The following is a 21423-nucleotide window of genomic DNA, read 5'->3' as shown; positions in this document are numbered from 1 at the left end:
AGAGCTATCCTAAAGAAACCGGGGTGTCAGTGCAGATGTGAGCTAGGACAGCCCCCTACGAAAAAGTAAAGGAGCAACGTTCTTAAATTTTATAGTTGCTCTTTTGCGGTATAACCCAGAATTAATAGTACTAACTGGTTACATCGTATTCGCTACGGGTTCAACTGTGGGAGCATCAAAATCATAAAGACCTCTTTCTTTTAAAGCGGTCGATGCAACCCGTGTTAACATCGCTGTAGCAGATACAGGGAGTAAGAGGAGATCGATTAATGCCTGGCAAAAATATTCAACTATAGTGTTTGTTGCCTCAAAGGCCCATGAGGATATGGCGTTCGACCCTATTCCTTTACCTGCTGTCTCTACTCCATATAATATTGCAACCATACCTAACACAATCAAAGGTATTTCGACTGCTCGCATCGGATCAAAAATAATCCAACCGAGGAAGGCAGCAGGCATGAATGTATGACGAGCACAGTAAAGATATTCTGTAGTCGACTCATATGGTTTAAAAAACATTTGTCCCCAGGTATATGGAGTCTGTGGAACAAGCGTATCTGATAATAGATGATTCTGGGTCGCTTTTTGTGAACCGGTCAGATACCCAATAGAAAATTTTTTATAGGACATTTTTTTCCTTCTTATTTCATCTGGTGCGCCGTTTTACATTATTTCTTAGATCTTATCAAGAAATTGTGGTGACAGAATCAATATGTGTCCGGATAGATAATTGAGCCAAATTCATAAAATCTACCCACAAAATTTTGGCAGAAAACATATGGGAATGGTTAATTTATTCTCTGATTGCTATTAAAGCTGCAATCAGAGAATAAAATTATTTATTTGTTTTGAGGAGAGGTTGTAGTTTGATTACCTGATTTGATATCAGAGGATAAGATAACACTTTCAAAATCTTGGTTTGCTCCTACAACGAGTAATCCGTTATTAAGCTTATAAAAATAAACACACTCTTCCTTTCCATTAAACCAGTGCTCCCAAGTCATACAAACGCTGCCATCATCCTTTACGAGCCAAGTTCCTTTATCGTTTTGTGGAGCACCCTCAGTTTGCTTCGCAAATCCGCCCATCATCTTACCGTCTTTACCATAGTAGCCGGTAAAACTATTGGCGAGTACTTTATCGTTGAGTGTAGCGGCTGATATTGTGGTGATCGTTTTATCCGTTATGGCTTCAGTTACCTCCGTTTTACTCATGGAAGAAATAGATGCAGCAAAGCTCAGTGAGGAAGTTGTCAAAAGAGCAGCGACGATGGGTAGTAGTTTCATAATTATTCGTTCCTTGAAAATTTATTATAACTTAAAAAAAATAGCAGAAATAAAAGAACGTGTATTTCTATTTCTGTAGCTTGGATGTTGTATCTTTAGGTAGGTTGGGTCCAACCCAACCTACCTATAATGGCAATCAGGCTAAGCCTTGTTGCGTAAAGAAATTGCGATTAAGATGTAAGTCCAACCACTGATGATCATATCAATCGCAATAAACAATCCGATGACCCATAATCCACTCATTGGCCAGTGCGCAAGAATCATAATCCCTAGTATTAAGGAGCATATTCCCGCAAGTAAGATCCATCCCCAACCCATTGTATTTCGTAAGGATATGGACATGCTAATGCGAACAATACCAATAACAATAAGCGTCCACGCCAGTAACGCAGTAATGATGGTTGATGCTAATAAGGGATCATATAACACGATAAGGGCGCCAATGATGTAAAGTATGGCAACGAGAATTTGCCAAACTGTACCTTTCCATTCTTTATGTTTAAACGCATCAGCAAAGTGCGATAATCCTGAAATCAGGAGTAAGGCGGCGAAAAAATACATGCTGACTATGGTTAAGAAGATGTCCATTCCTAAACCAATAATACCAAAGATTAAGAGTAAAACTCCAAAACCTAAAAACCATCCTCTATGGCGTTGCATAATTTTGGTATCAGGATGAAGCGTATCAATATTTGTTGGTTCCATATCAGTTCCTTTTGATATATGTAATATAAATATAGCTTATTATTCAAATGAATATAAATACATTATGAGTTACTTTTTTCTTTTTTACCTATTGATTATCCAAGCCTAAAGCCTTTTCAATAGTTGGGCGAATAGACAATAAACTATATGGTTTACTCTCTTCATTCGGGGTAATGGGAACCAATCGTCCGTTCATCACAAAGGCCCATATTTTCTTAGATTCTGGATACTCTGGTCCATGATTTATCCAATTGTTCCCATCCCCACGACCGTGATCCGTTGTGACAATGACCAGGGTGTGTTTGTCTATTCCCTTAATGTGTAAATAGCTCAAAACTTCATCGAGTACGTCATCATAATAGGACAATGCCTGATGATAGGACTTTAGATTATCTGCATGGGCTGCTTCATCGGCGTCATTTAATGAGATCCATAAGAAGCGAGGTTTATAGGTAACAAAATAATGCCATGCTTGTGCAAAGGTGTATCGATCATAACGATCTTTGCCTTTAGGGTGGTCATGGACTTGTTTTTGATTCAACTCGTTCATTACCTGATCCGGCTTTAAACTTTCAGGATCCGTAACTAATTCATTTCCATTATTACTGAATGTTGTCCCTGCAACGTGCTCCACAGCATAGCCAATCTCAGGCCAAGAGGAAAAAATTGCCACATCCTTTTTAGATAGATGCAATTGCCGAATAATGGCTTCGGGCAATGTTTCAACTTTAATCCTCCCACATTTATTATCTGCACAGGGTTGTACTGCTCCTGCCATTTGACTTTGATACGAAGGAAGACTGATTGGTACGGAAGCAGTATACATCGGCGTGTTGCTTGAAGGGTCTCCATAAAAAATAATCTTGCTCGCATGTTTTTGCCAAAATTTTGGTAAATGTTGGTGATTTTGATAAATATCTTGCCAACGAACTCCGTCCAAAGTGATGTAAATGACCTGATTTATTTTCCCTGGAATAGAAAGCGTTTCTACAACAGCAAATGCTAATGTGCAAGACAAGAACTCTAAAATTGCTATGACTAACAGTCGAATGAACATAAAATCTCCAAAAAATTTCAAGAGAGAATCGGTCGTACCTAGTTGCTTGCAACCGGACATATCAAAATCAGTTCCTTATTATTCATTAATCCAGTAAAACGCGAATTGGTAAAGGAATTTATTAATTGGGATTTTGAAATCCAGGTTGCAAGCAAACAGACTACGGGCCTGGTAACATTGTTAATGAATCAACTCGACTTAAACTCTATTTAGAGGTTGTAACGATTGAATTACAATCGAATCACCTGATTAATATATGATTTTATTGGTGATAATATGGCTATTAGTGGAAAAGATAGAGCAGCGATAATCGATGTACTAAAGAAAAAAACTGGATTTGAATGGGCTAGTGATGAAAATCGAGTTTATTGCAAAGTTATATTAAATGCTTCTGATCGTTTGGAGGGAGAACGTTTGTTTATGAGTATTCTTCAAAAAAATCGAATACCTAATCCTCAGAATCTAGACAGTTCAGTACGCGGAATGAAAAAGGGGCATGCTGAAGTTTCGGCTGAATTTACATCGATTTCAGTACTGGAAGTATTGTTTAAAGATTCGTCTCTATTGGAACAAAAAAAATCAGTGGATGCTAAAGAAAAAACGGATTCACAAGTAGCTACATTAGGTGTTTTTGAGTGTAAGATAAGCTAAAGTTCTATAATTTAAAGATAACTTCTGCAAAAAAGAAGTAGATATGAACGCTCTCCATAGACAGATGATTCGATCTTCAACTTTAGGGACGCTTGTGATACTGGCGCTTCTTTTTATTCCCGCAGGTACTCTGAACTATTGGCAAGGCTGGGTTTATCTAGTGGTAATTATTAGTGCATCCGCTACCTACAGCATATATCTTGCAATACATGATCCTGCGCTTCTCAAGCGGCGTACTGAAGTCGGGATATCGTATGAAAAGGAACCTACTCAGAAAATCATTATCTTTTTTCTCTATATCATGTGCCTTGTGCTTATCATTCTGCCGCCCCTCGATGTCCGTTATGGTTGGTCATTCGTGCCGTGGTACGTTTCGATCCTTGGTGATCTGTTTATAGTGTTTTCATTCTACGTGTTCTATCTTGTTTCAAAAGTGAACACCTATGCTGCCGCCAATATTCGTGTTGAGGAGGGTCAAAAAGTAATTACCACAGGTCTATACGGATTTGTTCGTCACCCGATGTATTTGGGCGCCATCTTTCTTTTTATCGGTACACCGCTTGCACTCGGTTCATGGTGGACACTGCTTTTGGCGCCTGTCTTCTTATCCATTTTAGTTGCTCGTATTCTAAATGAGGAAAAAATACTCGCCCATGATTTACCCGGGTATACGGAATATCAAAAAAAAGTCACAACTCGGCTTATACCGTTTCTTTGGTAACGTTGGAGGAGATGACCGGGGTTCAAGCAACCAGGCTAGTGCATAAATAAATTATAGTATTTTCCACTACTTAGCCGCATAATATTTATCTAATGCTTGGAGCATGATTAATTCAGGGATTGAATTATTCGTTCATCGTACACTATTGTTAATATTAGTTCTTAATGGTTTAACCCAAGGATTACCTTGTTGCAGGCAATCAGATGTTACGTACTATAATTTTAATTTGAGGAGTTAAGATTATGGAAGCTGATTTATTTGATGATTATAAAGATATTCTTTCCCGGCATGGGTATGATGAGAATGATTTCGACTTGGTTGAGCAAGATGAAACGGATTACACACAAAATCCTTATCTTATAATTGGCAAAGTTAGCATTAGATGCAAAGCCACTGATATAACAAAAACGTACAATACGGGGTACGCATCCATATGGCCAGCTGATTTTGAAGAGGATTTAAGAAATGGTTATTTCCAAGATACATTCAAGGCTTAAATTATTATGCAGCATAGCTTGAAACCTGGTTGCGGGCAACCAGGCTATGTGTTTAGAGCAGTTGTTTGAGATTTATCCACGTTTAGGTAGGGCTATATATAATGAGCCAGGGTGATTTAGCTCATTTGCTTCTACGCCAGCTTGGTCTCCTTCTCCCTTATAGACGTCCACATGAGCTCCCATAATAGCGCCACCGGTATCTTGGGCTATGCACCAAGAAGTCGATTTTTTGCAATTGTAGATAAAACTCATTCCGACCGGGATTACCTTGTGATCTGTTGCACATGAAGCATGGGGCGTTAGAGAAATATTTTCTGAACCATAAGGTCCGCCAACTTCTTTAGTAAAGAATACATAGCTTTGATCGCGATTGCGCAAGTCGGCAGCTTTATCGCGGTTTAGCGGGTTATCTAAATATTGGCGAATGAACTTTTCAGATGCAGCGCTTAATCTAATTTCTTTGGATACATTACAACGTAATTTGGCTTCATCATGACACTTGGGATCTTTAGCACACCGTTCCATTGTATCCAGGTTACCGCCACAGGTTGGGTCTTGTGCACATTGGACTACGCGACCTAACATAGTGCGTGGTCTGCCGTTAGCGCCATCGTAATTGATGTGCAGTAATTTGCCATCAAGAATTAATGAACCAGAGCCTTCGAGCATTAAAAAAGCAGGGTCATTGGGGTCTTTAACGTAGCCAATTATATATTTTGGATTTAAAGCCCCGTGCTCAATCTCTTCTCGGTCGGGCACTACTGAGTATGTGCCATTTGCATTTTTCAGACAAAATCCACGCACCGTTTTGGTGAGGGGGTCAACTCCGCAAAGAGGCGCTTTCAAATTATATTTTTTGCATTCCGAAGCTACATTGACCACACCTGGATTACTATACATCGGATATAAAAATGCGCCGCCACGTTTGGTGCGAGCCTCAACAGGGGCGGGTGCATAATAGGCAGTAAATTGAAACTCTCCCTTTTTAAATCCTGAATGATTTTCGGGCCAGCCATCGCTTTTATACCAGTCGAATTCAGTTTTGATGCTCGCTAAATATTTTTGAAAATCGCCACGGGCAGATTTTGCAAGAGCGAGCAATTTTTCGTTGATATTATGGCACCATTCTTGGCGCTTATATGTATGACCGGCGATAGTCATTGACTGAAATTCCCCACGGTGTTTCTTACAGTTTTCAATCTGATTATTTAATGCTTTAATCACTTCATCCATATTGCCCACGGGGTTATCCAACGGTAGCTCGGATGCTGAAATTTTATGAAATTTGAAGCGTAACACTCCGGGCTCTTTGGCGGCCATTTTCTGTCTTGTGGTAAAGTCCACGAGCCTTCTAACATCTAAACAGCGCTGAATAGGATCAGCAGGGAGGGCTGCTTGGACGATGAGGCTAAAAGTCATTAGTGCAAATATTAAAGCTGATTGAAACATTGGTATCCTTTACCCAACATAATGATGTAACTAGGATTATATAGGACTATTGACCTGTCATCAAAGGGATGCGTCTTCCAATTCACTTTGAGTTTTACTTAACCCACGTCCCGCAGCTTGTCTGCAGGAGCCAGGGATTGAGGCGCTAACTCTTTCTTGGATGCTGCGAACAAGTCGCAGCACGTAGGGCTCAGTGGTTATCCGAATCTTAAGGTGAATTTGAAAGAATGTGTTTAGGAAGATTGCCGGGATTTAGTGTCTTAGCGAAGCCGCAGACACGCCTGTAGGGTGTAGGCAGATCTGGACAGATTTTTCAGTGATATGTAAAAAATTCGGTTGATTGCAACCAGGCTTACTTAGATGAATTGATTAAAAGGTGATTGATTTGTTATAATTTACTCGATTTGGATTAACTTTAAACTAAAAATGCGTTTAAGTACAATCAATATTCTATCGTTAAAGGTTCATATATGCGTCCTCAACATTTGACCGGCACGCTTAAAAATACAGGGAAGCAAAGCAGCGCTTTCTCGAGTGAGTTTGCGAATTTTAAAGTTTTTGTGTTCCAACCTGATGAACATTTTTTTGCTTCTTCTTTTGAGGAACGTTTAAATATTTTAGAAAAGCGCATCATTCTTGCTAAAAAAGCCATGCAAGAAAAAGTTGGCCATGAAACTGAAATTAATAATCCTCCTGATAAAAGCAAAAAATCAAGGTTACCATGGTTTATAAATTTTAAAGCCCTAAAAAAAGAAGAAAAACAAGCAAAGCCGCCTAAAATACCGATGCCACCAGCAATATTTGTAGCACCTGAATATCTATTTAAAGATCAATCTGAACTCTGTTATCAAAAATATTATTCTCAAGCCCAAAAGAATCTATTCAAAAAAAGATTACAAGAGTTGTCCATGGATACCGACATGTTAATTGTTCCAGGAACATTTTGTTGGTATAAAAAAGCGAAGCATGATTCAAAAAATTATTATCGCAACACGGCTTATTTCTTTCATCGTGGTCATGTAGAAAAATACAAAAAAAGATATCCCCATACACATTATGATTTTGATTATGTTGATGAAGGGTTTTTAAATTACATGGACTTGCGGCGAAATTTTTTCAAATCAGGAATGGAAGACGCTCTGGTTAAGGATTTTTCTGGAATGAAGTTGGGTATTGAAATTTGTTATGACAGCGTGCAAAGCGCTTTATCTAATTTTGTTAATGAAACCAATATGCCTTTAGATGTTCAACTGATTATCGCTGATGGTGCTGAAAAGCATAATCCAGTGGCCCGACCAGGGACACTTTTTATTAAGGTTGAGAAAAATGCAAATCAAACGGAGATAGGTACGATCATTAATACTCCCGATGACACTATTGGTATCCAACCGGCTATCTTTTTGGACGATGTTGAAGAAAAAGATCTCAAGTCTTTTAAGTTTAGGTGACGAGCAAGTGATTCGCACATGCTTTCTTATGTTGCTCAGCAATCATCTATAATATAGACAAGGTGATTTAATCCACTTTTAAAATGATTACTCTCATCACTGGTGCCTCAAGAGGAATTGGCCGAGCTTTAGCATTTGAGTTTGCAAGTCAAGGTCATGATTTGATTTTAACCGCGCGCAATCAGAGTTTGCTGGAGGAGCTTGCTTTTCAAATCAAAGAAAAGCATCCAGTCGAAGTAAATCTCATTCCATTGGATCTAAGCGGATGCACATCTGCGTCTGATTTAGTTAAGCAAATTGAGGCTCTTAATCTAGAAATTGATTGTTTAGTTAATAATGCGGGTATTGGTTACTTAGGTGATTTCGCCTCTATGGATGTGGACTATTTAAATGAGTTGGTGCAACTCAATATGGCGACATTAACTGCATTAACTTATTATTTTGTCAAAAAATTTATCCATAAAGGTCGAGGTCAGATACTTCAGGTCGCCTCTACTGCGGCTTTTCAACCCGGCCCTTTTATGGCAGTGTATTACGCCTCCAAAAGTTATGTTGTCTCTTTTTCACGAGCACTGGCGTATGAATTAAAAGGAACGGGAGTTACGATTTCAATTCTTTGTCCAGGTCCTACTCAGTCCGATTTTTTTAAAAAAGCTGGAATGGAAAATAGCTTTTTAGCTCGAGGTCTTATTGGGGTACAGTCTACTGAGCAAGTCGCCAAAGTGGCTTATCGAGGTTTTGAAAAAAATAAATTATTTATTATTCCCGGGCTCATGAATAAGATTCTTGCTTATTCTGCTAAAGTAATTCCGGATGTGCTAAGTATTAGAATTACGGCGTTCCTTCATGGAAAAACAAAGCATACTTAATTTATTTGGATGTTGTGGCTGGGGAGCAATCTGATCGCTCCTTTCACTGATTTTCCCTGCTTGCAAGCAACCAAAGCTAAGTTTCTTATACTCGTTTGTGCGTCGAATTAATTAATATCTCCCAGTGAAAAGAAGATAGGTGGGCTATAATTTGATTTAAAGTGAGTCAATTTGGTTTGTTATGAAATTGCCAAAAGCTATTGTTCCTTACTCCAATAAGGATGCTGCTCTTCTTGCCAATAAATACGCAAGAGAATTTATAGTAGAAGGGGGAACTCAACTTATTAATAATTCTTATCCTATTGATAAGAAAAAAAGTCTTAGTGAAGCGGTAAAAGATGTAAGAGAGCAATCTCAAAAAACTGCAAGCTCATGGTTGGAGTTTGACTATTATATTTATGAGTTTTACCAATCGATTGAATGCAGTAAAAAATACTCAATAGGAAATTGTAATGAGCTTTCCGAATTGGCTTTGGATTATATTGCTCATTATGCGCCACATGTAAATGCAGAAGTTTTTCAAGTAGTAGGCGGAAATCATGTGGTACTTGTTGTTGGAAGACAAAAAGGTAGCGACCCACGAAAGCCTGAAACTTGGGGGAAGGATGCTTATATCTGCGATCCTTGGTCCGATGATGTATATTCTGCTTCCAAATATCTTTCACGAACTAAAAATTACTATCAGACCTATGATGAGGCTTCAGATACCTATACGAACCATATAGAGGATTTTAATCCTTCCAAACACACTTTTGGGTTGATAAGAAATTATAATACGGACTACATCCGAAAATATAATACTCAAGAACATCTTAGTGAGGTTTACGATCTTTTTCAGAAAAAACAGCAAATGCTGGTTGGGGCAGCCGTAAATTTAGAGAAAGCTCTTGTAGATATACGCAATAAATTAGAAAAAAAATATGGCGTAAGTAATGAAAAATACCAGATTATCCAAAACAAAATAAACCAGATCCAGAGTGTTACTGAACAACTCACTAGAGATTTTGCTAGGCCTGTTGATGAATCAAAGAATTATTATGAAATCATATCTAAATTAGATAAAACTTTGCGGCAATCAATTAAAGCTTATGCTAAAGCAGCAGATATAACACAAGAAGAAGCGATTGCTTTAGCTAAACCAGTTGCAAGGACTGGGCGAGATAGGTTTTTTCATTCTAAATACGATGTGGTCTCAAAAATTAATGAGGCGTTAGACGAATCGAGCGAGATGTTAAAAACTGTTCCTGTAAAGAAGTAACAGAATTTCAGTGCTTCTCTTCAAAAAATCGTAGTTGCAAGTCCTCAGATTACGCTTTATGCTTCCATATCTTCTAATGTGATAAAAAAGTAGGCAAATGTGCCGCAAGTGAGAGATAAAGAGAATAAAGATTGGCTCATTGAGTTAATGAATGAATCAGGATATCACCCTGATCCTGGAGGAATGTGTTTTGGTGTTGCCAATATGGGAATGCAAGCCATTCTCGCTGAGGAATTCAATCCATTTGAGAGGCGCTTTCTTGAGCTTATCAATATGTACAATGAACGTGATGATATTCACCGAATTATCGACATGCTGAAAGAAGAGATTGTAAATCCTAGCCAGCAATTACAAGAAGATGCCAAAAAATCGTTAATAAGTACGTTAAATCTTGACGATAAACTTCGCGAGATGAGAAAAATATGGTCTGCTCATTTGCTCCATGTAGAGAAGATTGATTTTGGCCAGTTGAAAAAGGAACTCAACAAGAAAGAAAATGAATTTTTATACCGTGTTTTTATAGAGCAGCAATTAGAGAATTGCAAAAATAAATTAGGCTCACTGGAAACAGAGTTTGCTGATCCGGAAAATGAGTATATGGCTTTTTTTGAAGGGGTAGAACTATATCAGCGACCTGGATTACACAGTCCTTTATTTGAAAAAGGAGCACCATTCAAACAAGATACGCTGCTTAGTGCTCCTCGTGTTCTTTCCAAAAAACTGGAACAAAGTGGCGGAATTAGCAGGATAAGCTGCTTCATGGGAGGTTATAACTCTGATGAGTTATTTCAATACTTTTTAACGCTCAAAAATGAATTAACCGCGATCAAAAAACCGATAGCCTTAATTCTTGGCAGTGGCGATCATGCTCTTACAGTTGGATATGATCCGGCACTGGATCAATGGCTATTCGTTAATGGCAGCTGTGAGCCCGCACACATCCCGGGGGAGCATGTTCAAGAAATCGCGCAAAGCGTTTTTAATGAGCTCTCGTCTGGTAATCAATGTGCTTTTGTAACCAATATTTATTGTAATAAATCTAATGAGGAAGAGTTTAAAAAACGCATGGAGCTATGGGAAAAGTGTCCTAAATTTCAAGAGATACATCAAATTGATGCAAAAAAAGCGAAACAATCAGGCGCACATTTACTGCTTCTTAGTGCCTTAGATAATGATCCATTCATGGCTAAAACTCTTATAAAAGAGGGCGTTAATCCTAATCTTGTAGCGGATGAAAAAGGAATTACCCCGATGTTAATCGCCATTTGCTGTAACCACATCGATGTTATAAAAGAATTGCTTACGTGCCCGTTAACAACAGATATGATCTTGAATATTCAAGTCAATTCGCTGTATCAATTTGGGCGTGCTGCACAAATAGATGAAGGATTGGTGAGCAAACTAGTTAATAAAAAAATTAACTCAGAGCAACCCATTGATGCAACCACAATAGTTTCTTTGTCACTGCATGAACTTGCAGTCGCGTTGGGGCATACCGAAATAAGCAATTTACTGCATCAATATGAGCAAAACCAATCGGAAAAATCAAATGCTGCTCATTTTGATTTTTTTAAGACTGAAGAATATCTGAGTAAAAGGCCACAACTGGATGTCTCTAAACCTGCAGCGAGCCCTGTTTGTTCTAATCCATTTGATCTCATTTAATTAATACTCATGGTGTGTTCATTAACACATGCTGGCAGTGAGCGACGAATTAGCGTTAACTTGCTGGTGTAGTGCTTCTTTAAGCGCCAAAACAGCTACTTTCTTATCTGAATCGCTCTGTTCAGAAAAAGCAAAGACTCCATATTTATAGTCTTGACTTAAGATATCCTCAAAAAGGAGCGCACTATTTACAAAAGAAAGAACGGACTCATCAAGAGCCAAATTGTCTTGATGTGCCTTGGTGACTGTTTTGATTAATTGGAGTTTTTTTATATCGGGGTCGCCTGACTTTATATTTTTTAGTTTAGCGAGATCTTTATTTTTATTAATTTGATTTTCAATCCATTTCACGGTTATTTGAGTTATATCATCGCTACTTAAGATGACATCGATACAAAGATCGAATATGGGGGATTCGTCTGCAAAAGATGCAGGGTAGGCGAGTAATATTTTTCTTAGGGCCTGACGATATGTTTTGTTTAAATATTCAATTAATTCCTTTTCATTAATTGGCCTTTCTTGAGTGTGGGATTTAATAAATTTAAGGGGCTCATAATAATTACGAATCATACTTAATTTCGACATAAATCATATCCTCAGCAGGTTATTTACCCAATTACTGTCTTAGAGTCCTTGTGCTTTGAAGTTGTTTTTTTGTATTTCGATTCTATTTAATTCATGATTGTTTAATATATAACAAAAAAATTATATTTAGTTTAAGTATTTCCCTGATTTAACGGATACAGTTTGGCTGCACTATTTTCCTAGAAGAAATGAGTGCAACATTATAAAATGGAGTGATGTTAATCGCTGAATTCTGGACAAAAATGATTTCAATGTTTGCAATCCCTAATTGTGATACTGTAAAAAAAGCACGTACTTTTTTTGAGAACAATAAGATTGATTATGAGTTTATCGACTTCAAAAAAGTTCCACCCACTCCGGCACAAATAAAAGCTTGGGGTGATTACTTAGGCGAGCTTCCAATCAACAAAAAAGGAACGACGTACCGAAAATATAAAGACCATTATGAAGCATTGAGTAGCGCGGAAAAAGTAGAGTTTATTATCGCCAATCCTTCGCTTATTAAGAGACCTATTTTGGAAGAACATAACAAAACAGTCGCGGTGGGTTTTAGCGAAGAACACTATAAAAGCTTATTTATAAACCTCTGAAATGTAATTTGCCTTCTAAAAAAATTGCATATTGCTCTCTACATAGATTTAACAGAGGAGATAGGCGATAAGGGTGGACAATCCTTGGTTTTAGCAATAAGTTCTTTTGCCAAGTCGTTTGGTGAGGCATCTTGAGATAAATCTATCACCGCATGAGTGTCTAAGTCCTCTCTAGGTGAGACAGTAATATTACTTGCTTCTGTTAGCTTAAATCGCTTCATTAGTTCCCTGTACTCATGCGCACCTGCCTTAAAGATTGCTTTTGCTCTGTGGGTTTCCCCTTCTCCAACTTCTGGGCGTAGGTGTTTTAGCGCAATAAGTAGAAGTTGCATTTTAGAAAGCGTTCTCGCTTCATCAATCGCACCATCAGTTTCTGCGGTAGATATTAATTGACTCAGTTGAAGAAATGGCTCGACCCCCTCTCTTTTGTTTCTTAAATCCCCAGAAAGAATGGCGGATTCATTTCGATGATGAATACGATTACTTAAAGCTTTGGGTGGGCAAAAAGCCAAAACAGTAGCGTATTCTATTGTATGGCCATCCTCTTGTGCACGCTCAAGCAGTTGATCTCTAAAATTGCTTAACATGGTTTTAACATCACCATCAGGGGGTACTAGATCAAGAATAACTGAGGAGTCTGTTGGGAGTTTAAAGACATCATCGAGCATCCGATCAAGAATATCGGGCTTGGGTAAATTTTTGAATATATCGCCCACTTCACGAAGTAGATGTGTAAGATCCTCTAACTCTTCATCTACAAATCCAGCACGATTTAATACCTGTTCAAGATCCTCATATTCGGGACTATTAAAGCTATGATTAATAGAAATATCACCATGAACGAGCTCAAATTTCCCAGTGGCGCCAAGCGTTGTGATTGCTGACTCAGTCATATAAGAGGAAAGTTGTTCAATTAGCCCTCGTTCCTGCAGTTTTTCTAACAATTGTCCTTCCAATATAGGGGTTTGCTCTTTCTGAAGTAGTTCATTGGCTTGGTCGATACCATGTGTATACCAACCATGCTCCTTAACTAAAGCATCACAAAGCGTTGATTTTCCTGTACTGGATGAGCCTATTAATAGAACTACTTTCATTATTAAATGTTCCTTTTAAATCACTGTTCAATTATAGATTAGTTTTGAACCAAAAAAATAACGCGAATTCCATTTAGCAGTGAGCGTAGAGTAAGAATTACCTAACAAGACATAAATGTTCACTATAATTTATGAAAGTAGGTCATTACGAATAGTTAAGGATGAAGGCATGGGAAGAATACTATTGAGCTTAGCTCTTTTTTTTAGCAGTCATTTACTCTTGGCCACACCCTTGGTGGCATCAGATGCTAATTTAATTCCCTGTTTTAATAAGGGTGAAGTACAACGTATTGGAAAACAAATCAATGAGTTCTTTCGCAATGAATTTTGTGAAGAACAAGTGGATCCCAAAAAGCTGGTGGTTATAAGTCAAAGTATCTTGCCTCAAATTATGACTGCATCCTTTCTAGGAGCGACGCCACCAGAAAATTGGCAGCAAGTAACTGATGATATTATAAAAAACTGTCTTGGAAGCAATGATCTATGTACCAAGAAAGCTCAGAAGGAGTTCGAAGCATGTCTCCAGCCTAGAATACCTATGCTCCTTCTTCAATTTGGTCCTTGGTTTGCTGAAAATTGTCCGCAATTGAATCAATCATTAATTCAACACTGGCCTGAAAAAGAAGCCATTCTCAAAAAGTTAATTAAGGAACGTAAAACGCAGAATAGTTTGGGCTCTTGAAGTTAAAATGAGTGGGAGATCCTGGTTGCAAGCAGCCAGAATTTATTAGAATAGGCGCGATAAAAATCTTTTACTCCCTCCTGCAAGGATCGTTTTATTAGCGTTTTTCAAAAAATTTGCGCATTACTCATGGTATAAAGGATGATGTTGTATATAATGCACAAAGTGTTTATATTTTGTTGAGGGTATGATGCCGAAGCCAATATATAGTGGACAATATGTTTATTATTTTGATGATTTTCCAACCCACTTGGATGTAGATTTTATTCCTCTTCCTCCTGAAAAGATAGTTCCAACGATTACCTCAGAAGATGATGAATATTCCATTGAAAGTACTCGTTTCTCAGAGTATGTAAGTAAAATAAAAGTTCAATGCGACGATAAAATAGTATGGATGCTGAGTGCAGTTCCTTATGCACTGGATTCATTAGAGGATGTGGTTTCTCTGAGACAATTATGTGAATATTTGAATACTAGCGCTTATTGGAAAAAGGATGGAGATTGGCCTCAACAGGTAAATGAGGAGCATTTAAGAGCATTTAACATCGAGGTTGTAAAAAAATGGCTTTTTCAGAAAACCGCGGAATATTTTTATGCTCAAAATCCAGATAAACTTCCAACTCCAGAAGAATACAAAGTACAAATGAGTATTAATCTGGAACAATTGAAGCGGGAATTATTGGCTTTGGATGCGCTGAATTTAATTCAATCAGATCTTGATAGTTATCTGCATAGTCTTTGGGACAGCTTTAATCCCAGTAGTAACCCCAATAAATTCAATGTTTTTAATTGTTCTGCAATTATAGAAGTGATCCAGGATAAAGAGTTACTTCCCGATCCCACTCAACGAAACATTTATGCAAATGATTTGGAATATTGGCAACTTGTACACCAACAATTAACTCAAGAGCTCATCATTATAATCAATGGTTCTATTCTCGATGAGTTGAAAAGAAAATGTGTGGAGTTAGGCTCTAAAATACCCTTTGAACAATTATATAAAACGCACTGGCCTACCTCCAGATCACTAGAAGACAATACCCCACCCTTACGTTCACTATCTGAAATAAATGAATTCATGGAAAAAATAGTTTTTGTTGAGCAACAGCGACAGAGGATGATTGAAGAGAAAAAGAAAGAATGGTGCGGTTCGCCAGCAGGCTTTGCGATTGCACTGGAGAGAACCCAATCTATAGCTGACTCTAAGGAACTAACGGATGAGGAGTTTATGCAGATACTCTCCGAGCAGTTGAAAAAAATTGCCGTCGAAGACGAGGTTCTCGAGTCGCTTTCATTGGTTAATACAAGTCCAATTCAGGTCGTGACAAAGATGCTGCATGATGAACGTGTTGATAATGTAGCCACCTTAGCTCCTCTGGTAGTTCGTGATATTCAGCATGTGATCGAACATATGCCAGATAACCCCACCTTAGCTGATTGCCCCAAGAATGTGCTAGCACTGGACCAGTTTGTGGTTAGTGTTCGCTCAGCGTGTAATCGTGCGGCGCTGATAGACCTTTATGATCGTTTGGAGCAAAGCACCAACAAAAAAATAGCCGAAAAAATGATTGGTAACTGGGATGTAATTGGAACTGACATTCGTGACAGTGAGCGGATGATGACGGAATCAGATAAACTTAGGATTCTTGCTTATGCTCAAGGGAAAAAGACAAAAGAAGAATACGATGAGGAAATGTCTAAACTCAATGTAAAGCTTGAACGAGGCGAGGTCACCGCTCAAGAAGAGGTGGTGATTAAAATGTTTCCCAAGCTTAAGCAAGCACTAACCCGATTACCTAAAGAGTATTTCGCGGACTTTTCGCTTGTCTTGAAGCGAGCATTTGTCCATCAACAAATCACACATCCTGAAAAATTTCTCCAAAATCCCCATGAAACCGCAGTTTTTTCAGCGCTTGCTTTAGACCCTAGCAAAATAAAGGTGAATAAAGAGCTTGTCCAACAGAAAATTAAACATGTATTACAAAACCTGGTACTTAATGGCCAAGCCGAAAATGAAATTCCTACATTGAAAGAACTGCAAGATCAGATAGAGCTTTTAGCTTTGAAGGAAAAAATTATTACAGCTGGTGGTGAACCGTCTCTAACTCCTTTGGTTCACATACTCACCAAAGCAAGACAAGAACTCATCGCCTCAGCAACTCATTTGTTAGAGCAAGAATATGAACGATGTAAAAAAGAACTGAATAACTCTAATATTTCGCAACACATTGATAGTTCTTTAAAGGCTTCAAAAAATAAATTGCTACGATCGCTCCATCGCTTTATAGATCAAAAAATAAAAGAAAATAAAGATAGCCTGGCTGGTTTAACCGACCAATATGATAAAGTGAAAGAGATTCTTTCTCCACTTACTGGTCAATCGCACAGTAAAATGAGAAATCAACTGTTAAATGATGTTCAAAAAGACATTGAATTTTTTAATCAATGGGGAGATCCCATTCAGTATGAAAACATCCAAGGATTTATTGGTGGGGCTGGCGAAATATTAGGTGAAGGAGCGTGTCAAGCAAACACCTATAGGGTTATTACTCGAGAAATGACCAGCTTAGGTAGAAATCAAGTACTCTCCGACTCTCAATGGCAAGCGGAAGTGAAAATTTCTCCCCAGGATCGTTATAATCAAGCCTTATATAAAGTAAATGTCGGTGAGGAAGCAAACAATGGCTTATCACAAGCTGTGTTAAAACGTCTTCATCTTAAGAAAATCCAGGTGCTGCGTAGAGATTATCATTATGCAGATGAAGCTGCATATGACTCTGATGCTATCTATCAACTCCTTTCTCAAGCAGTTAATCAACAACAGAAGTCTAAATTAAAAAATTATGGAATTGTAAAAATATCCATTGGACATCATGCCATGAAAAAAGATGGAACCATAGACGCAAATCAAGCATCTTGGGGCCATGCTATTTATTTTCGTTTTGATCCGAAGAAAAAAACGGCTTATTTTTTTGACCCTAATCATGGACGGAGTATTAATTTTTACACCTGGAAAAAATTAGAGAACGATGTTGATTTTAAAAAAATGAATCAGAAAGAACAGGACGAGGCTGTGCTGAATTACATGCTGATGTGTTTTTCACAAATGGTAGTAAATGATTTTAATGACATCAATACGGTGCGAACTTTTGAAATGGAAATGGATTTTAATTTTATTGATAAATTAGTTTCTGCAGGCAATAAAATTGTTGGAGGCATCAATAATTTCTTTAGAAAGCCCAAAGAAACTCATAGTAAAACGGACAATTCAATTGAGAAAACCGTGTCCCCTTAATAAATCAAATGTTGGTGAAAACGGCTGTTTATTTAAAACCCCAAAGACAATTATGAGCTGATTTGCGCATCACAGCACCTGGACTTGTTTTTGGGGTTTTGCCTAATTAGTTACAGACAATGTTTATTAGGATTCCTTTGCATACACAGATTAGCGAAATAATATTTTAAATTGGATACGAAGATATCTCCTTCTTGTTCCATTACAAAGATTCGTTCGGGTTGTAATTCAAGATAATTGGATGCTTTTAAAATAGAGTAATAAATTGTTTCTGCCGAGGAGGAAATCCATTGTTTTATAAACGGCAGAATGATTTCGGGATCATTAGAATAAAATCGTTGATAAATATCAGCAATTAATTCCTTTCTCATTTCGAAATTACTTTTAAAATAGAAATTGCTCCGATCTTGATGATAAAGCATAAAGGGAGCTTTATTGGGATTGCTTTTTAAACCGGCATTAAGATTCATCGATGTAATAACACCTTTGGCATTTTCAATTTGTAATGTTGTAGTATTGAATAAATTGTATCCATTATATTGTTCCAGATAGGATTTTAAATAATCAATGGCCTTATCTGTTAATGGATCAAAATAACTCTGAATCGAAAAACTTAACGCGTATTCTTCTGGGCTATCCTGATCATAGCTGCAGTTGATGTATGTGTTATAGATAAAAAGATTGGCAGAGATTTTTTTGGAAAAAACCTGGTCTATTTCATTTTCCACCTCCTCGCAACTGAGTTTCAATCCGGTAACATCACCGCGAACGCGAACGATTTGAGTTGGAAAATCAATAGTTCGTTGAACCATTTGCTTCAGATCAGGACGCTCTTGTTCATTACTATAGTGCCTGACTACCGTATTTTTAGTGTTCGGCAATGGGGAAAAAATAAGATGCTCTGCACTATTATTATCAGAATTAGCAAAAGCCAGAAGCGGCGATAGAAGTAAAAAACTCAGTAAACAGCTCTTTTTCATAACAAACTCCTTTGTTTAATTAATCAGAATTCCATTATTTATCGGATTAGAAAGCTGTTTAATAATTACACTAATCCGGTGGTGCACAGTATATCTTATCCCGTTTTGAGGGTAGATCCTAACACCGGTGAAATTCTGAGCCCCGAAAGAAACTGGATACCGCGCATAAAGCGCGGTACGTAGGGTATTAAATTCTCTGTGCCCCTCAAGGACAAAGAGTGCGTATTAAAGGAGGAGCGCTCTACGTCCCGTCCCCATGACTTGTTCGCGGGATCCAGAGGATTTTTATTGAGTCACACGAAGTTCTGCATAGCGCGCCTAAAGCTGGAAAAGACGAGGATGGCTAGACCTAACAGCTAATAACAGCGTTACTTCAGCCCAGGACTTGGAGGAAGAGAAACTCTTATTTTTGCGTTTAATACATCATCGACTAAGGATTCGGCAAAATCAAAAGATTCCATTATGGATTTAAGATGCTCATTGGTCTCTAAAAATTTAATAACAGCTCCAGCCGTTTCTTCATCTTCTGGAAAGTTCATCGACTTTTGATAGGTTTGTTGAAAATCACTGTTCTGAGCATCAATTTGATGTTCAATGTCATGAATTTTTTTCATTGAGTCTGCTGAATCGAGTAGCGATTTAAAATGAGATTTTTGTTTTTCAATAAGCAATGACATGGATTTTAAATCGGTAATGGAGTGAATAAATTTTTTTGCGCGATTATATTGCTCTTTTGGCAATTGCTCTTCTAACTGAGCCATGCTGAGGCGTTCTTTATTTTTTAAAATCTTATCAGTAATAATTTGATTAAAATTCAAAATGTTAGTAAAAGATCTAAATTCACTTTTATCTTTTAAATCTCTTACGATAATTTCTTTTACATCTTTATTTAAATCCTTCATTTCTTTGCGAAGAAATGTATTAAGCGTGGCTTCTGCTTTGATAATTTCATTAACGACTTCAAAAAACTCAGGAAATGAATTGGCATTATCTAATCTTTCACCAAGAAGCCCCAATTTTTTATTAAATTGTTCTATGTCTGATTGAACATTATCAAGATTTTTAAGGATCAATTGTGCTTTTTGTTGGTACTCTCTATCATTAAATGATTTATTGGTTTGCATATTTTTTCCTTTTAATAATATGGTTTCTATCGGGTTTATAGCGTTGGGAAATCTTTTTTAATACTGGATTCTGGGTCACTCTCATCTTTCCCACCGTCCTTCTCTTGGAAAAAAACAAGTTTCTTTTGCATATTTGCCTTACGAACATGTTCAGGAATTTCGCGCTCAAAATCATTTATGGCCGATTCTGTTTTTGCTTCGTCGATAACCTTTTGTTCGGCTCGGGTTTTAATCATGGCTTGTTTGCCTTCTTCTACTAGCGCTTTAAGTTTTTTGGCCCATGAAGGGATTTCTGGGGGAATACCAAGACTGCTGTCTTGACCACCTACATAGGGAGTTGGTTTTGATTCTGAATGATATGTTTGGCGAGTAGGACCAATTTCGGAAAGTAACCCCCGGCTGCCACCTTTTTCCCTATACCTTAAGAGCTCAGTATATTGTTGTTCTATAACTTTGAGTTTTTTAATTAATTTATTTTGTGATTCCTCAGATCCTCCTTTCTCGAGGACCTTTTCAATTTTTTTTCTTGCGGCCTCATAATCTATTCTTAATTCGCTTACGTTAATCCTACAGGGTTCTTGTTGATAGCCAAAGAGCATTATCTCGATTACATCTCCGGCATTTAGTTGTTGGGAGGGGTGTCTCATATATTCTTCGTGTCGAGAACAGCCACCAGCTTTTGGTTTTTCATGCCAATGTGCATGAAACTGTTCAAATTTCTCTATAATCTCTTCGATTTCATGTTCTTCAAAAAATTGGCTAAAAGCTTCAGTATCTTTTAACGCATTCATATGTTGTTTAAAATCTTCGGGTGTATAAGGTTGATTATCTTTTAAACGATAATGATTATGATTATGACCTGCTTCACTCTCTAAATGATGCATTAATTTTATATGCACTGAATTACTGCCACGATAATACAAATCACAACCATTACTAACGTGCTTATGTGCTTGGGCCGCTGCATTATAAAGTACGTCTCTGAATTGTTGTGGGTATTGATCCATTACATTAGGCTTCCAAAAATACCATGTCAAACTATGCCCTTTGACCTGTAACGCAATGTGTAGGTCAATTTCATTACCTTCATCGAACATCTCATACACTTCGCCTTTTGTTCGACGAAACATGCGGTTTGGAAACTTCTTTACCAACTTATTGTATTCTTCTTCATTACTCGCTTTAACATAGTATTGCAGTTGTTGGAGGATACCATCATTGTTTTTATAGTGTTCTTCGTCTCCCTTATACGAAGTATAGAGTGTGGTTTTTTGGGTTTTCTTTAACATTATAAAAAATGGTACAGGAGATGCATCTCTTTTCTCGTCCATAACAAGCTCATACAAACTGTTAAATGATCACTATGATTTATTATAGAGCATCAATGAGCCAACTAGAGGTTTTAACTTCTCTCAATATATTGAACGGAGATTCTGAAGATTAGGTTTGTTAAAGTTGTATTTGTAA

At 37.5% G+C, this 21423-nt stretch carries 20 protein-coding genes; 10 read left to right on the top strand and 10 right to left on the bottom strand.

Annotation, left to right across the window (positions count from 1 at the left end; genetic code table 11):
- Positions 1 to 138: 138 nt before the first annotated feature.
- The 4 genes from ACWTEW_RS33430 to ACWTEW_RS33415 form a co-directional block, all read right to left on the bottom strand.
- Positions 139 to 630 (bottom strand): hypothetical protein, encoded by a 492-nt coding sequence (locus tag ACWTEW_RS33430; protein ID WP_454782292.1) that lies wholly within the window; start codon positions 628 to 630, stop codon positions 139 to 141.
- Positions 631 to 839: 209 nt separating this feature from the next.
- Positions 840 to 1286 (bottom strand): hypothetical protein, encoded by a 447-nt coding sequence (locus tag ACWTEW_RS33425; RefSeq protein ID WP_454782291.1) that lies wholly within the window; start codon positions 1284 to 1286, stop codon positions 840 to 842.
- A gap of 141 nt (positions 1287 to 1427) precedes the next feature.
- On the bottom strand, positions 1428 to 1991 hold the full coding sequence (locus ACWTEW_RS33420) for an HdeD family acid-resistance protein (RefSeq protein WP_454782290.1): 564 nt from the start codon (positions 1989 to 1991) through the stop codon (positions 1428 to 1430).
- A gap of 88 nt (positions 1992 to 2079) precedes the next feature.
- Positions 2080 to 3048 (bottom strand): alkaline phosphatase family protein, encoded by a 969-nt coding sequence (locus tag ACWTEW_RS33415; protein ID WP_454782289.1) that lies wholly within the window; start codon positions 3046 to 3048, stop codon positions 2080 to 2082.
- Between the two features lie 276 nt (positions 3049 to 3324).
- Here ACWTEW_RS33415 and ACWTEW_RS33410 point away from each other — a divergent pair, with 276 nt between their 5' ends.
- The 3 genes from ACWTEW_RS33410 to ACWTEW_RS33400 all read left to right on the top strand — a co-directional run bounded on the left by ACWTEW_RS33410 (position 3325) and on the right by ACWTEW_RS33400 (position 4917).
- Positions 3325 to 3699, top strand: a complete 375-nt coding sequence (locus ACWTEW_RS33410) for a hypothetical protein (protein WP_454782288.1) — start codon at positions 3325 to 3327, stop codon at positions 3697 to 3699.
- 43 nt (positions 3700 to 3742) lie between these two features.
- Positions 3743 to 4420: a methyltransferase family protein gene (locus tag ACWTEW_RS33405; protein WP_454782287.1), complete on the top strand. Its 678-nt coding sequence runs from the start codon at positions 3743 to 3745 to the stop codon at positions 4418 to 4420.
- Positions 4421 to 4662: 242 nt separating this feature from the next.
- Positions 4663 to 4917 (top strand): hypothetical protein, encoded by a 255-nt coding sequence (locus tag ACWTEW_RS33400; protein ID WP_454782286.1) that lies wholly within the window; start codon positions 4663 to 4665, stop codon positions 4915 to 4917.
- Positions 4918 to 4989: 72 nt separating this feature from the next.
- Here the strand turns inward: ACWTEW_RS33400 and ACWTEW_RS33395 are convergent, their stop codons facing one another.
- On the bottom strand, positions 4990 to 6366 hold the full coding sequence (locus ACWTEW_RS33395; protein WP_454782285.1) for an MltA domain-containing protein: 1377 nt from the start codon (positions 6364 to 6366) through the stop codon (positions 4990 to 4992).
- 470 nt (positions 6367 to 6836) lie between these two features.
- Between ACWTEW_RS33395 and ACWTEW_RS33390 the strand changes: the two genes are divergently transcribed.
- The 4 genes from ACWTEW_RS33390 (at position 6837) to ACWTEW_RS33375 (ending at position 11606) form a co-directional block, all read left to right on the top strand.
- Entirely contained in the window at positions 6837 to 7814 is a 978-nt protein-coding gene (locus tag ACWTEW_RS33390) for a hypothetical protein (protein ID WP_454782284.1), read from the top strand.
- 83 nt (positions 7815 to 7897) lie between these two features.
- A complete protein-coding gene (locus ACWTEW_RS33385) occupies positions 7898 to 8683 on the top strand; it encodes an SDR family NAD(P)-dependent oxidoreductase (RefSeq protein WP_454782283.1) in 786 nt (261 codons plus the stop codon).
- Between the two features lie 181 nt (positions 8684 to 8864).
- Entirely contained in the window at positions 8865 to 9941 is a 1077-nt protein-coding gene (locus ACWTEW_RS33380; RefSeq protein ID WP_454782282.1) for a hypothetical protein, read from the top strand.
- A 99-nt stretch (positions 9942 to 10040) separates the two neighbouring features.
- Positions 10041 to 11606 carry an ankyrin repeat domain-containing protein gene (locus ACWTEW_RS33375; RefSeq protein ID WP_454782281.1) on the top strand — a complete coding sequence of 522 codons (1566 nt, stop codon included), beginning with the start codon at positions 10041 to 10043 and terminating at the stop codon, positions 11604 to 11606.
- Positions 11607 to 11627: 21 nt separating this feature from the next.
- On the opposite strand, the gene ACWTEW_RS33370 is transcribed toward ACWTEW_RS33375, so the two are convergent.
- Complete coding sequence (locus ACWTEW_RS33370; RefSeq protein WP_454782280.1) at positions 11628 to 12191, bottom strand: hypothetical protein; 564 nt, start codon at positions 12189 to 12191, stop codon at positions 11628 to 11630.
- Positions 12192 to 12433: 242 nt separating this feature from the next.
- Here ACWTEW_RS33370 and ACWTEW_RS33365 point away from each other — a divergent pair, with 242 nt between their 5' ends.
- Positions 12434 to 12781, top strand: coding sequence for an arsenate reductase family protein (locus ACWTEW_RS33365; RefSeq protein WP_454782279.1), 348 nt, complete (start codon positions 12434 to 12436; stop codon positions 12779 to 12781).
- Positions 12782 to 12819: 38 nt separating this feature from the next.
- Here the strand turns inward: ACWTEW_RS33365 and ACWTEW_RS33360 are convergent, their stop codons facing one another.
- Positions 12820 to 13875, bottom strand: coding sequence for a hypothetical protein (locus ACWTEW_RS33360; RefSeq protein WP_454782278.1), 1056 nt, complete (start codon positions 13873 to 13875; stop codon positions 12820 to 12822).
- Between the two features lie 169 nt (positions 13876 to 14044).
- Between ACWTEW_RS33360 and ACWTEW_RS33355 the strand changes: the two genes are divergently transcribed.
- Both ACWTEW_RS33355 and ACWTEW_RS33350 read left to right on the top strand, forming a co-directional pair.
- Positions 14045 to 14557, top strand: a complete 513-nt coding sequence (locus ACWTEW_RS33355) for a hypothetical protein (RefSeq protein WP_454782277.1) — start codon at positions 14045 to 14047, stop codon at positions 14555 to 14557.
- Positions 14558 to 14744: 187 nt separating this feature from the next.
- A complete protein-coding gene (locus tag ACWTEW_RS33350; protein WP_454782276.1) occupies positions 14745 to 17852 on the top strand; it encodes a hypothetical protein in 3108 nt (1035 codons plus the stop codon).
- A gap of 110 nt (positions 17853 to 17962) precedes the next feature.
- Here ACWTEW_RS33350 and ACWTEW_RS33345 read toward each other — a convergent pair whose 3' ends face one another.
- The 3 genes from ACWTEW_RS33345 to ACWTEW_RS33335 all read right to left on the bottom strand — a co-directional run bounded on the left by ACWTEW_RS33345 (position 17963) and on the right by ACWTEW_RS33335 (position 21287).
- Positions 17963 to 18832, bottom strand: coding sequence for an Lpg0189 family type II secretion system effector (locus tag ACWTEW_RS33345; RefSeq protein WP_454782275.1), 870 nt, complete (start codon positions 18830 to 18832; stop codon positions 17963 to 17965).
- Positions 18833 to 19200: 368 nt separating this feature from the next.
- Entirely contained in the window at positions 19201 to 19956 is a 756-nt protein-coding gene (locus ACWTEW_RS33340; RefSeq protein WP_454782274.1) for a hypothetical protein, read from the bottom strand.
- Between the two features lie 35 nt (positions 19957 to 19991).
- Entirely contained in the window at positions 19992 to 21287 is a 1296-nt protein-coding gene (locus ACWTEW_RS33335) for a hypothetical protein (RefSeq protein WP_454782273.1), read from the bottom strand.
- Positions 21288 to 21423 lie beyond the last annotated feature (136 nt).

The sequence above is a fragment of the Legionella stuttgartensis genome (assembly GCF_977063405.2).
Note: the sequence above shows the minus strand (reverse complement) of the source record. Positions and strands in the feature narration are given on the sequence as shown.